The sequence below is a fragment of the Arenibacter arenosicollis genome, from assembly GCF_014397245.1.
Classification (GTDB): domain Bacteria; phylum Bacteroidota; class Bacteroidia; order Flavobacteriales; family Flavobacteriaceae; genus Arenibacter; species Arenibacter arenosicollis.
Genome location: NZ_JACLHY010000006.1, coordinates 182,370 through 195,746 on the forward strand (window position 1 = coordinate 182,370; position 13,377 = coordinate 195,746).

Sequence of the window (13,377 nt, forward strand, 5' to 3'; positions counted from 1 at the left end):
TCCCTCAAAATATACTATTTTTGACCAAAATTTTAAACATTGCTTAAGTCCATATTCTTTTTATTCACAGTATTCATTTGTTGGAATGGTTGGGCCCAGGAACCGAAGACTGAGGTTAAACAAATAAACATTGTTTATGGAGCCAATTTCACCAAAGATGAAAAACAATATCCCGGTGCGGCCATCTTTAGTAAAGATGATCGGCAAGTGCAATTTGAGCATGAAGGAGCTGATTTATGGTGCGATATTGCAATCTATTACCAAAAAGAAAATAGGCTAAAGGCTATTGGGAACATTAAACTGCAGCAGGGAGATTCCGTACAATTAACCAGTGGAAAAATAGATTACGATGGCAATTTAAATCTTGCCAAGGCCTGGGAAAATGTTGTGTTGAACCATACCAGCATGACCCTTACTACGGACACCTTACGATTTGACAGGGAAAAACAGGAGGCATATTATAAAGATTATGGAACTGTAGTAGATTCTTCCAATACCCTGACCAGTAGAATTGGACGCTACTTTACACAACTTAAGAAATCGCAATTTTTAGATAGCGTAAACCTGGTGAACCCAGAATTTAAATTGGTTTCCAAACAATTGGATTATTATACGGTTTCCAAAAACGCTTATTTATACGGTCCCTCTACCATCACCGGTGAAACCTATAAAATGTACTGTGAACGCGGGTTTTATGACACCAAAATTGAAAATGGTTACGGAATTAAAAATACCCGAATAGACTATAATAATCGAATAATAACGGGAGACAGTTTATATTTTGATAAGAAGACAGAATTTGCCTCGGCTACGAACAATATTATCATAAGGGATACCATAAACAATGGAATGATCCGGGCACACTATGCAGAAGTATACAAGGCCAAAGATTCTGTATTTGCCACCAAAAGAGCAGTTTCCATAAATTTGGTGGAGCAGGATTCCCTATATATGCACGGTGACACCCTAATGATCACTGGAAAGCCAGAACAGCGTATTCTTAGGGCTTTCAGGAATGCAAAATTCTATAAGACCGATTTAAGTGGCAAGTGCGATTCCATACATTTTAACCAAAAGACCGGTATCACCCAATTAATTACCAAACCTATTATTTGGAACGGCGAAAATCAAATGACCGGGGATAGTATTCATTTACTATCCAATTTGGAAACAGAAAAATTAGACTCCTTGAAGGTTATCAATAATGCCTTTGTAATTTCCATGGATACTGTCGGGAAAGTAGGGTACAATCAGGCCAAGGGCAAAGATCTTTTTGGAAAATTTATAGACAATAAATTAAGTCTTATTGATCTTGTAAAAAACACCGAGGTCATCTATTACATGTACAATGATGACCAGGAACTTATTGGCATCGACAAAACCATATGCAGTGCCATTAGAATGACCCTTGCCAACAATGAGATAGAGGATATTACTTTTATCACCAATCCCGATGGCGATATTTTCCCAGAAAAAGACATCCCTGAAAACAGTAGGCTACTAAAGGGGTTTATTTGGCGGGGAGATGAGCGAATTCTGAAGAAGGAGGACATATTTGACGAGGACGACAACAATATTAAACTGGCTACCATCAAAGGGGTGGAAAACCCAATAGATTTGGACGTAGATCCGTCTGAAGCTATAGAAGACCAAAGAATACGCGATTCCATAAATTCTTCAAAATCACTACCTCCCAATCCCTTGAAGAAAAAATTGGAATCGAACAAAAAAGACCAACAGAAACAAGTGACAAAGACGGCACCTGCGGAAGCAAAAACGAAGGAACGTTATGAGGAGGGCAACAAGGAAGACGGATTGGATCCAGGCTACTATTTAATTGCCAATGTTTTTGAGAACAAGAAAAATTATGAAAAATTTTTAAAAAACCTTACAGATAAAGGCTTGGAACCTAAATATTTCTTCCGAAATTTTAATAAATATCACTATGTGTATTTAGAACGATTTAATTCATGGCAGGAAGCACTGGATTCCCGTGAAAGTAATTTCGACGGCAAATATTTGGATGAAACCTGGATTTTTAGGGTTTTGGACCATTAGAGCGATGATAAATGATAGAGGATTATTATAAGTACCAGGCACAGACTTCTGCGCACCCCTTGGCCTTGGAAATTTCACATGCCAAAGGCAGTTATATTTACGATTCCAAAGGAAATGCGCATCTAGATTTTGTTGCAGGGGTTTCCGCTTGTAGCTTGGGGCACTGTCATCCAAGAGTGGTAAATGCCATTCAGGAACAACTGCAAAAATATATGCACGTCATGGTCTACGGGGAATATATTCAGGAACCGGCGGTAGCCTATACCAAGCTTTTGGCACAACAACTCCCCTCCCCTTTGGAGACCACCTATTTGGTTAATTCCGGGACAGAAGCCATTGAAGGAGCATTGAAATTGGCCAGAAGATTTACAGGTAGAAGCCAAATTCTTGCCGCCAAGAATGCTTACCACGGAAATACGATGGGAAGTTTGAGCATTATGGGCTATGAAGAGCGTAAAAGTGCTTTTAGACCACTTATTCCAGATGTCGGATCTATTCGTTTTAATTCCGAAGAGGATTTACTAAAAATAACGGAAAAAACTGCCGGTGTGGTCTTGGAAACCATACAAGGGGGAGCTGGTTTTATATTGCCGGAAAATGGATATTTAAAAAAGGTAAGGGAACGATGTACTGCAGTAGGTGCCATGTTAATTTTAGATGAGATCCAACCTGGATTTGGGCGCACGGGAAAATTGTTCGCTTTTGAACATTTTGATTGTGTTCCGGACATCCTTGTAATTGGCAAGGGCATGGGCGGTGGTATGCCGGTAGGAGCCTTTGTTGCCTCGCACAAAATGATGCATACATTAACAGAAAACCCAAAATTGGGTCATATTACCACCTTTGGCGGGAATCCTGTAATTGCAGCTGCCTGCTTGGCCACCTTGCAAGAGTTAACGGAAAGCACACTTATCCAAGAATCCCTGGAAAAAGAAAATCTGTTAAGGAAACTTTTACAACATCGACTAATAAAGGAAATTCGAGGAAAGGGCCTAATGTTGGCCTTAATAATGGAAAATTCAGAAATAGCCAATGAAGTTGTACTTAAATGTGCTGCAAAAAACCTGATTTTATTCTGGCTGCTTTTTGAACCAAATGCGGTTCGCATATCTCCTCCGTTGACCATTGCCATTGAAGAAATTACACTTGGCTGTGAACTGATTTTGGAGGTATTGGACGGCCTTAAACAATAAATTGTTAACTAATTTGTTAATATTATAGACCAAATCTGTCGGAATAAAGGGTTTCAATAGACTACTTTAGTTCCAATGAATAACTAGAAGTTCCTATGGCGTTAGAACAAAACGAGAGACCAGGGCAACCAATTGCTAAGTTTGAATCCATGCTCAAGACAGACGATGTCTACTTCTTTGATGCGGAAGATTTTCAAGATATTATTCACCACTATCTTAATAACGGTAAGATTGCCTTGGCAAAAAAGGCAATTAAAATAGGGCTACAACAACATCCTGGCAGTATTGAACTGAAGTTATTGTCTATAGAGGTCCTTGTTTTTGAAAATAATCTGGAGCTGGCTGAAAAAATGTTGGATGAACTGCAGGTGATAGATAGCAACAACGAGGAAATATACATTCAACGGGCCAATATCTATTCTAAAAAGGACAATCACGAAGCAGCAGTCTCTCTTTTAAACCATGCCTTAAATTTAACCGATGACAGTTTTGACATCCATTCACTACTTGGAATGGAGTATCTGTTCATGGATAATTTTGAAGACGCCAAACAAAATTTCATGATGTGTGTTTCCTTTGATGAGGAAGATTATTCATCACTTTACAATGTAATCTATTGTTTTGAATTTCTTGAGGATTATGACGGAGCCATTGTTTACCTAAACGACTATCTGGAACGAAACCCATATAGCGAAGTTGCATGGCACCAATTGGGTAAAATGTATTTTACCAAAAAGATGCACAAGGAAGCCTTGACTGCTTTTGACTTTGCCATAATTTCCGATGACACCTTTATTGGTGCTTACTTCGAAAAAGGAAAAGTATTGGAAAAAATGGGTAGATACAATGAGGCCATTGAGAATTATGAGACCACCATTACCATTGAAGACCCAACTTCCCATGCCTATTTAAGGATAGGCAGATGCCATGAAAAATTAAATAATGATGAGTTGGCCAAATCCTATTATTACAGGACAGTTCATGAGGACCCATTATTGGATAAAGGATGGTTATCCATTACGGATTACTACATAAGACAAGAGAATTACGAAAAAGCATTGTACTACATCAATAAGGCCATAAATATTGATGGAGAAAATACCAAATATTGGAAAAAATGCGCCAAGATACATGCTGCCTTAAAAAACAATGATGAGGCATACTATGCTTACCAACAGGCCGTGGACTTGGGGAACTACGAATTTGACACTTGGTTTCATTGGGCCGATGTAGCTGTACAAAACCTAGATGTTCACGCAGCAATAGAAATATTGCTCCAAGGCCATGAATTTTATCCTCAGCGATGCGAAATGCAGTATAAAATGGCTGGATTCTATTTGCTTATAAGCGATTTCCCCAGGGCTCAATATAGATTGTTAAACGCCCTAAAAATAGATATAGACCAACTTCATTTGTTTGAGGACGAATTCCCTCAATTCTTCAACACCGAATGGGCCCAAAACTTAATTGAAGATGCTAAAAATGCTTCCAGATAAATAAACTATTTTTGTTTTTTTATCATTTATGGAAAATCGCAGTCTATTAAATTACGTTATCATTTTATTAAAGGGAATGGCCATGGGTGCTGCAGATGTGGTTCCGGGGGTTTCTGGAGGCACAATTGCTTTTATTTCTGGAATTTACGAAGAACTCATCACCAGCATTAACAATGTAAACCTATCCCTTTTAAAGACTTTGAGAACCGAAGGAATCAAGGCCTTCTGGACCAAACTCAATGGCAACTTTCTTCTTGCCCTTATGTTAGGTATAGGCATTAGTGTCCTATCTCTGGCCAAGCTTATTAGTTGGTTATTGGAGAACCAACCCATCCCATTATGGTCCTTTTTCTTTGGGCTGGTTGTGGCAAGTATATTGCTCGTGGGCAAGGAAATTAAAAAATGGAATTTGGCTGCCATACTAATATTGATCGTAGGCGCCGCCATTGCTTTTTACATTACCCAGTTGCCGCCTTCCGAAAATTCGGCCTCCCTGCCGTACTTATTCTTTTCCGGGGCGCTGGCCATATGTGCCATGATTTTACCCGGTATCTCAGGGGCCTTTATCCTAGTGCTATTAGGTTCCTACAAAACAGTTTTGGATGCTGTGCATGAACGCGATCTACAAATTATAACCACGGTTGGCTTGGGAGCAATTTTTGGGCTTCTAAGCTTTGCAAAACTTCTCAAATGGATGTTTACGCATTACAAAAATCTAACATTGGCGTTACTTACAGGATTTATATTGGGTTCCTTGAACAAAATTTGGCCTTGGAAGGAAGTTTTGGAGACCAAAATGTTCGGAGAAAAAATAATTACTATTAAGGAGCAGAACGTATCCCCTTTTTCTTTTGAGGGCGACTCCCAATTAATAAGTGCAGTTATTTTAGCTTTACTAGGTTTTTCCCTTATTTTTATACTGGAAAAATTGGCTGCAAAAAAATAAACGTCCTACCCCGAATGAAAAACTCCAGAACCTTAACGGATAAATTTTTCCTTGTTATCAAAGGATTGTTTATGGGTGCTGCCAACAAAGTTCCCGGGGTATCCGGGGGAATTGTGGCTTTTGTAGGTGGATTTTATGAGGAGTTCATATATTCCCTACAAAAGGTAAACGGAAAAGCCTTTAAACTCTTGATCAGTGGAAGGCTAAAAAGTTTCTATCAGTACACCAACGGCCAGTTTTTAACGCTACTAATATTTGGTATGTTGGTAAGTTATTTCAGTGTCTCCAAAATTTTGGATTATTTTTTGGAACGCAATGAACTCTATGTGTGGTCCGCCTTTTTTGGAATGATATTGGGCTCTATTTACTTTATAGGAAAGGATTTTGGCTACTGGGGAAAAAGGACTATATCTGCGGGTCTTATTGGGCTGGCCATAGGTATTTCTATAAGTTTCCTGAGTCCGGCTACACAGAACGACAACTTGATCTTTATATTCTTTTGTGGTATAATCAGCGTTTCAGGAATGACCTTACCCGGCCTTTCCGGGTCGTTTATCCTGATCCTTCTGGGTAATTATGTACTTCTCCTGGTAGATTCGGTAAATGCACTTTATGACTCCTTTTCAGAAATTTTTATCGGCGACTATAGTTTTATCGATAATCCAACAAGGCTCAACACCTTAAAAATACTTGCCGTATTTACCGCTGGATCAGCTACTGGATTGGTGACGCTTTCACATTTACTGAGTTATGTACTAAAACATTACCGACATATTACTACAGCAGTAATAATCGGTTTCATCACAGGCTCACTTGGGGTAGTTTGGCCTTGGAAGCGAACTCTGTTTAAAACGGATATTGCGGGTAATTTACTTTTGGACACGAATCAAAATCCTATTATAAAAAATTACGAAAGGTTTCTACCAAATTTGGCCTCTTCGGAGACTTGGTGGGCTATTTTTTTTATATTTTTTGGGGTATTAATTTTATTGGGTTTAGACTGGTATGGAAAAAATAGAAAAAGATAAAAATAGATTTGGCCTAATAGGAAAAGATATCTCCTATTCGTTCTCAAGGGGTTATTTTACCAAAAAATTTTCGGATCTGGGACTTGAACAACATTCTTATGAGAATTTTGATCTTGAGCAAATTGACCTGTTCAAAAACCTGATGGAACAAAATAGCGATATCAAAGGTTTTAACGTTACCATTCCCTACAAGGAGCAGATCATGCCCTTTTTATCAAAAATAGACGAAGAGGCACAGGCTATTGGCGCCGTGAACACCATTAGAATAGTGGAGAATGAAACAATAGGATACAACACGGATGTATATGGCTTTCAAAAATCCATTGAGCCTTATATTAGGACTCACCATAAAAAAGCGCTTATACTTGGAACTGGCGGCGCTTCCAAAGCTGTAGCCTTTGTTCTTAATAAATTAGGGATAACCTATAAATTTGTCTCTAGAAATCCTAAAAAAGGCCAACTTAACTACATAGACCTAAGCAAAGAGGTATTATCGGAGTATACGGTTATTGTTAATTGCACTCCCTTGGGCACTTACCCAAACATAAACGACAAACCAGACATTCCATACCACTTTATCACCAACCAACATTTGCTATTCGACCTTATTTACAATCCTGAAAAAACGGCCTTTTTATTGGCTGGAGAGCAGGAAGGGGGCAAAATTAGCAACGGTACCAACATGCTACAATTTCAGGCCGAAAAATCTTGGGAAATCTGGAATTCATAGGTTAAAAGAACTTCAGGTTTGTGAAAACCACAAAAATATAGGTTTGCCTCAATTATAAAATCCTTAAAAAGAAGTTTCATTACCTTTGATATTAAAACGGATGTAATTATATTTCCGTACATTACATATAGAAAGCTATAAACATTCATCAAATGTTAGAAGATAAAGAAGACAAACTACAGAATAATGTAGGTACAGAGGAAACTTCGGAAAATACTGAATCGACAAATATTTCGGACACCGAAGCCGAAACAAATTCCTCCCTCAAGCCTGAGGACAAGGAAACCGATTCTGGAATTAATACGGCCGAGGCAAGTGTAAAGGAAAGTGAGTCTGAGGAGGCTGAAGCCAAGGAAGAAAAGGAGTTGGTTGCAGAAAAGCCTGAAAAACCTTCTGCTAAAGAAACACCGGAGGAAATAGTATCCGACAAAAAAAATGAGGCTTCCAACGAAAAGGCGGTAGAGTCAACAACCGACCAAAAGTCCGAGAAAGAAATTGTAGAAAAGGAGGAAACTGCAGAAAAGGAAGAAGATGTTTTGGAGGAAATAGATGAATCGAATGCAGAAGATGCGGAAGATTCGGACAACCACCAGAGACATCATATTCCTATGCCCGATTACCATGCCATGTCCATGGAGAATCTCGTAGGAGAACTTCAGCGATTGGTAAGGAATGAAAAAGTACAGGCTATAAAAAAGCATGTGGATGGAATTAAATATGAATTCGATCTAAAGTTTCAAGAGTTTATTGATGAAAAGAAGGAGGACTTCGTCAACAGTGGTGGCAACGAAATAGATTTCCGGTACAATTCTGTTACCAAAAGACAGTTTAACGAGGTTTACTCCGATTACCGGGAAAAAAGAAATAGCTATTACAAAAGTCTTGAACAGGGCCTTAAATCCAATCTTACACAAAGATTGGAAATTATCAATGAACTTAAGGCGTTGGTGAACGTTGAAGAGGACATCAACACCACTTATAAGAACTTTAAAGATCTTCAGGAACGGTGGAAAAATGCCGGCCCAATTCCGCGCACAAATTACAACGATGTATGGCGCACTTACCACCATCATATTGAAATATTTTATGACTTTCTCCATTTAAACAGGGAGCTAAGGGATCTAGATTTTAAGCACAACTACGAGGAAAAGTTAAAAATCGTAGTACGGGCAGAAGAGTTGGTCCAAATAGAGGATTTAAACAAGGCATTTCAGGAACTGCAGACCCTTCACAAAATATGGAAAGAAGATATTGGCCCTGTAGGCAAGGAACATAGGGAAGAAATTTGGGACCGTTTTAGCAACGCCACCAAATTACTTCACCAAAGACGTCAAGAATATTTTAAAGACTTAGAAAAGGTTTACGAACAAAACCTAGAGCGGAAAAACGAAATTATCCAATCCATAAGTTCAATAGCCACCCATATTGCATCGAGCCACAAAGAGCTACAGCAACAAATAAGGGAAGTAGAAAAACTGCGCGATTCCTTCTTCAAAGCTGGGAAAGTACCACAGAAAGTAAATGAGAAAACTTGGGCAAGTTTTAAGGATGCTGTCCGTGAATTTAATAGAAACAAGAACAATTATTACAAAAATCTCAAGAAGGACCAACAAGTAAACCTGGATAAGAAAAGGGCTTTGTTAGAACTTGCGGTTTCCTTAAAGGATAGTGAAGACTGGGACACAACTACCCAAGAGCTAAAAAGAATTCAGAACGAATGGAAAAAGATAGGACATGTTCCCAGAAAATACTCCGACAAGATATGGAAGGAGTTCAAAACGGCATGTAACCACTATTTTGACCGTTTCCATGCCCTAAAAAATGAAGCGCATAAAGAGGAGGCCGAGAATTTTGAACGGAAAAATGCCTGCTTGGAAAATTTAAAGACTTTTGAACTCAGCGGAGACAAGGATAAAGATTTGACTACCATTAAAGAATTCATTTCCGAATGGAAAGAGGCAGGTAGGGTACCTTTTAACAAAAAGAGTATAAATGCCAAATTCAATAAAATTCTTGATGCATTGTTCAAAAAATTAAATGTCAATAGACAGGAGGCCGAATTGTTGAAATACGGGAATAAGATTCAACAGTTAGCCAATAATGACAATGACTATGCCATCTCCAACGAGCGCACTTTTATTAGAAGAAAAATTGACGAAAGTAAAAGTGAAATTAGGCAATTGGAAAACAATCTTCAATTCTTTTCCAATGCCTCAGAGGATAATCCTTTGGTAAAAGAAGTAATTAAAAACATAAATAATCACAAAGATTCATTGGCCACATGGAAAGCCAAACTTAAAAAGTTGAACATTCTGGAAAACAATTTAATGAAAGAGATGGAGGAGACGGAGGAGACGGATAATGAAGAGGACTCAGCCACTGACGAAGAATAGATACCTCCCAAAATAAATAAAAATTTAAGCGTATTAGAAACATTAAGGTTAGTTTTACTATTGCTATGTGGTTTGTTATTCAACTAACAAGCTGTGGTACGCCGAGAATAATTGTTAAAGAAACAGGAAACGTTCTAGCCAAATCTATATCACAACCTCATTCCTTATTTGTTATTACCAAGGAAAATCCTAAGCTTAACGACTCCCTTTTAATCGGGACCATAGCCACCAAACACAATGCTTTTACAGGAGATTGCAATCTTCGACAAGTGAAACAGGCCGCAAAAAAAGAGGCTAAAGAAATTGGTGGCAATTTAATATTCATAACAAAACATAGACTCCCTAATGCTCTATTAAATCCCTGTCACAGGATAAGGGGAAATATATATTCTGTTCCCAACCCAGAAACCTATGAAAAGGAAATCCTATGGAATCCAAATAGGAAACTAAAGGTGACCGACTTTAAGGGAGCTTCGGAAGACAAGTCATTTCAGGCAGCCACAAATGCCTATTTCGGCTATGCTACAAGTATAAAAAGCAAGGAAAACTTAGTCATTGTAGAGGTGGACACTTATTTCGATTGTGAAACCTCCTACTTCAAAAATAATAAGAACAAATCCTTGGTACTTAGTCACGAACAAACACATTTTGACATTACCGAACTCTACGCAAGGAAATTTATCCAGAGATTACAGCTAGAGATTAAAAATTATAAGGACCTTATAAAGAAAGTGGAACGCATAGGAGATGAAGTCAATCAGGAACTACAGTTAAAACAGCAAGCCTATGACACGGATGTCTATAGTGATTTTTCACAGCAATCCTATTGGGACGAATGGACCGAAACTGGATTGAGAGCACTGGCCATATACAAAAACAAGACCATTAGCCGACCTTATAAAGAAGATTAGGGAACGAAAGCCAAATCTATCAAATTACCCAATTTCACTATTTAAATCCCGATTAGTACAACATAAAAAAAGCCTTCCCAAAAATAATTTTTTGGGAAGGCTTTTTTAAATCAGTAAATATATTACTTGGCCACGTTAACCGCTCTGGTTTCCCTAATTACGGTAACTTTTACCTGACCAGGATAAGTCATATCCGTTTGGATTTTTTGAGAGATTTCAAAGGAAAGTTCAGCAGCTTTGTCATCGCTCACTTTCTCACTTTCCACGATTACCCTTAATTCCCTTCCTGCCTGAATAGCGTATGCCTTTTGCACACCACCAAATCCGAAGGCTATCTCTTCCAAATCCTTTAAACGTTGGATATAGGAATCCAGCACCTGTCTTCTTGCTCCTGGTCTTGCACCGCTAATAGCATCACAAACCTGTACGATTGGAGCAATAAGGGTTTTCATTTCTATCTCGTCGTGGTGGGCACCAATGGCATTACAAATATCCGGTTTCTCACCAAATTTTTCAGCCCATTGCATACCAAGAATTGCATGTGGAGTTTCCACCTCAACTTCAGTATTGGGTACTTTTCCTATATCATGTAATAGACCGGCACGTTTTGCCAATTTTGGATTTAATCCCAACTCAGCGGCCATCACGCCACAAAGTTTGGCAACCTCTCTGGAGTGTTGCAGTAAGTTTTGACCATAGGAAGAACGATATTTCATTCTACCTACTGCCTTGATCAATTCTGGATGTAGGCCATGTATCCCTAAATCAATTACGGTACGTTTACCTATCTCAACTATTTCCTCCTCTATCTGTTTTTCAGTCTTTTTAACGATCTCCTCAATTCTTGCAGGGTGTATCCTTCCATCTGTCACCAACTTGTGCAATGACAAGCGCGCTACTTCCCTACGAACAGAATCGAAACAGGAAAGAATGATTGCCTCAGGAGTATCGTCAACAATTATTTCTACCCCGGTAGCCGCTTCCAATGCCCTAATATTTCGACCTTCACGGCCTATAATCCTTCCCTTTACATCATCGGATTCCAAATTAAACACGGAAACGCAATTTTCCACCGCCTCTTCCGTACCAATACGTTGTATGGTGTTGATAATAATTTTTTTGGCTTCTTGCTGGGCCGTAAGCTTTGCTTCTTCTACGGTGGATTGTATGTAGGCCATGGCATCCGATTTTGCCGTATCCTTCAAAGATTCCAACAATTGTGATTTCGCATCATCAGCAGACAAACCGGAAATTACTTCCAACTGTTGTACTTGACTCTTATGCAGCTTCTCCAACTCAGATTGCTTCTTTTCCAGAAACTCGCTCTTGTAATCTACCTCTTTCAGTTTTATCTCGAGTTGCTCGCCCAGTTTTTTACCTTTGGCCAATTCACTGCTTATTTGGGATTCCTTATCCCTTGTTCGTTTTTCGGATTCCGAAATTTTCTTGTCCTTATTAATAATTACCTTCTCGTGCTCGGCTTTAAGTTCCAAAAACTTTTCCTTGGCCTGAAATATTTTATCCTTCTTTATATTCTCCCCTTCAATATTGGCTTCCTTTATTATGTTTGCCGCCTCTTTTTTTGCGCTGGCAATGGTTTTCGAGGCCTTGCCCTTTTCCATAAACTTCGCAATGGCAAAACCAATTGCCAAACCAACCAATCCTATTATTATTGCTATACTATCCATATTTAATTTCAAAATTATTTATAAAAAAAGCCCACATTGATGGAAGTTTTGTACAAACCCCGATAAACAGGTTTAGGGCTACCAGACTGCTCAAGGATCCTTATACAAGTAAGGCCTGCTTTTACAATCTAAACTCACCCTTTTCAAACAAATTAGTGTTGAGTTTGTCAAAAATTAATTACCAATGTGGGCAGTAACTATATTTATTTTAAAGAACGTTATTTCATCCCTAGCTTGGAACCTACCAACTGATTAAGTGCCTTAAGTCGCTCTGCAGCTTCTTTTACACCTTCTGACTGATCTATTCCTTTTTGCTCAATCTTGGAAGCAAACTGAAGTGCGCACATAGCCAGCACATCTTGCTTATCCCTAACGGCATAGTTTTGCTCAAATTTCTTTGCCAGCTGTTCTATGTTCTTAGCTGCCTTTCTTAGCCCCTCCTCTTGTAAAGGATCAATTGTTAAGGGATATACCCTATCAGCTATAGAAAGCTTAATCTTGAGCTTCTCTGCCATATTATTCATTTACACTATTCCGAAAGCTGGGCAATACAATGGTCCAACTCCCTTATTAACGTGTTTATTTTAAGCTTAGCTTCGGTCTTATTTGTATCACTGCCCAGCATAGAACTTGCCATTTTTAGTGAATTGTACCTTTCCTGCCATTCATTCACTGAAACTCTTGTTGCTTCATGATCATTTTTTACAGAAACCAATTCTTCTTCCAATTTTATGTTAGTATTGTGCAACAGCTCTAACTTGTGCAGCAACTTACTTATTTTATTTTCTAAAGAATCAACAATATCTACCAATTCACCCATTTGCAAATATCAATGCATTTTACACAAAGTTAACACACCTCTTTATACTTAGCAATTCTTTTTTCAATTATTCTTAAAGTTAAATTTGCATCCTCAATTTAAGAAAAAAAAATG

General features: G+C 38.4%; 11 protein-coding genes and 1 other RNA gene. 8 read left to right on the plus strand and 4 right to left on the minus strand.

Going from position 1 to position 13,377, the window contains the following annotated elements; genetic code table 11:
- Positions 1–39: 39 nt before the first annotated feature.
- The 8 genes from H4O18_RS08595 to H4O18_RS08630 all read left to right on the plus strand — a co-directional run bounded on the left by H4O18_RS08595 (position 40) and on the right by H4O18_RS08630 (position 10,755).
- Complete coding sequence (locus tag H4O18_RS08595; RefSeq protein ID WP_222942373.1) at positions 40–2,058, plus strand: OstA-like protein; 2,019 nt, start codon at positions 40–42, stop codon at positions 2,056–2,058.
- 11 nt (positions 2,059–2,069) lie between these two features.
- Positions 2,070–3,251 carry an aspartate aminotransferase family protein gene (locus H4O18_RS08600; RefSeq protein WP_187583493.1) on the plus strand — a complete coding sequence of 394 codons (1,182 nt, stop codon included), beginning with the start codon at positions 2,070–2,072 and terminating at the stop codon, positions 3,249–3,251.
- A gap of 95 nt (positions 3,252–3,346) precedes the next feature.
- Positions 3,347–4,747: a tetratricopeptide repeat protein gene (locus H4O18_RS08605; protein WP_187583494.1), complete on the plus strand. Its 1,401-nt coding sequence runs from the start codon at positions 3,347–3,349 to the stop codon at positions 4,745–4,747.
- A gap of 28 nt (positions 4,748–4,775) precedes the next feature.
- Positions 4,776–5,693: a polyprenyl-phosphate transporter gene (locus H4O18_RS08610; protein ID WP_187583496.1), complete on the plus strand. Its 918-nt coding sequence runs from the start codon at positions 4,776–4,778 to the stop codon at positions 5,691–5,693.
- A gap of 14 nt (positions 5,694–5,707) precedes the next feature.
- Positions 5,708–6,721 (plus strand): DUF368 domain-containing protein, encoded by a 1,014-nt coding sequence (locus tag H4O18_RS08615; RefSeq protein WP_187583498.1) that lies wholly within the window; start codon positions 5,708–5,710, stop codon positions 6,719–6,721.
- Positions 6,699–7,451, plus strand: coding sequence for a shikimate dehydrogenase family protein (locus H4O18_RS08620; protein ID WP_187583501.1), 753 nt, complete (start codon positions 6,699–6,701; stop codon positions 7,449–7,451). The genes H4O18_RS08615 and H4O18_RS08620 overlap by 23 nt, the downstream gene beginning before the upstream one ends.
- A 152-nt stretch (positions 7,452–7,603) precedes the next feature.
- Positions 7,604–9,844 carry a DUF349 domain-containing protein gene (locus tag H4O18_RS08625; protein WP_187583503.1) on the plus strand — a complete coding sequence of 747 codons (2,241 nt, stop codon included), beginning with the start codon at positions 7,604–7,606 and terminating at the stop codon, positions 9,842–9,844.
- 65 nt (positions 9,845–9,909) lie between these two features.
- Positions 9,910–10,755, plus strand: coding sequence for a DUF922 domain-containing protein (locus tag H4O18_RS08630; RefSeq protein WP_187583505.1), 846 nt, complete (start codon positions 9,910–9,912; stop codon positions 10,753–10,755).
- A gap of 122 nt (positions 10,756–10,877) precedes the next feature.
- On the opposite strand, the gene rny is transcribed toward H4O18_RS08630, so the two are convergent.
- From rny to H4O18_RS08650, 4 genes are all read right to left on the minus strand, one after another.
- The gene (rny, locus tag H4O18_RS08635; protein WP_187583507.1) at positions 10,878–12,443 is read right to left on the minus strand and encodes a ribonuclease Y; all 1,566 of its coding nucleotides are present in this window, start codon (positions 12,441–12,443) and stop codon (positions 10,878–10,880) included.
- A 54-nt stretch (positions 12,444–12,497) separates the two neighbouring features.
- Positions 12,498–12,607, minus strand: a non-coding RNA gene (gene ssrS, locus H4O18_RS08640) — 6S RNA.
- A 54-nt stretch (positions 12,608–12,661) separates the two neighbouring features.
- On the minus strand, positions 12,662–12,958 hold the full coding sequence (locus H4O18_RS08645) for a cell division protein ZapA (protein ID WP_187583509.1): 297 nt from the start codon (positions 12,956–12,958) through the stop codon (positions 12,662–12,664).
- A gap of 14 nt (positions 12,959–12,972) precedes the next feature.
- Entirely contained in the window at positions 12,973–13,263 is a 291-nt protein-coding gene (locus H4O18_RS08650; RefSeq protein ID WP_103442032.1) for a hypothetical protein, read from the minus strand.
- Positions 13,264–13,377: the final 114 nt, after the last annotated feature.

Coding starts and splice junctions, on each gene's coding strand:
- H4O18_RS08600 (WP_187583493.1), top strand. CDS start 2,070: ATGATAGAGGATTATTATAAGTACCAGGCACAGACTTCTGCGCACCCC.
- H4O18_RS08605 (WP_187583494.1), top strand. CDS start 3,347: ATGGCGTTAGAACAAAACGAGAGACCAGGGCAACCAATTGCTAAGTTT.
- H4O18_RS08610 (WP_187583496.1), top strand. CDS start 4,776: ATGGAAAATCGCAGTCTATTAAATTACGTTATCATTTTATTAAAGGGA.
- H4O18_RS08615 (WP_187583498.1), top strand. CDS start 5,708: ATGAAAAACTCCAGAACCTTAACGGATAAATTTTTCCTTGTTATCAAA.
- H4O18_RS08620 (WP_187583501.1), top strand. CDS start 6,699: ATGGAAAAAATAGAAAAAGATAAAAATAGATTTGGCCTAATAGGAAAA.
- H4O18_RS08625 (WP_187583503.1), top strand. CDS start 7,604: ATGTTAGAAGATAAAGAAGACAAACTACAGAATAATGTAGGTACAGAG.
- H4O18_RS08630 (WP_187583505.1), top strand. CDS start 9,910: ATGTGGTTTGTTATTCAACTAACAAGCTGTGGTACGCCGAGAATAATT.
- rny (WP_187583507.1), bottom strand. CDS start 12,443: ATGGATAGTATAGCAATAATAATAGGATTGGTTGGTTTGGCAATTGGT.
- H4O18_RS08645 (WP_187583509.1), bottom strand. CDS start 12,958: ATGGCAGAGAAGCTCAAGATTAAGCTTTCTATAGCTGATAGGGTATAT.
- H4O18_RS08650 (WP_103442032.1), bottom strand. CDS start 13,263: ATGGGTGAATTGGTAGATATTGTTGATTCTTTAGAAAATAAAATAAGT.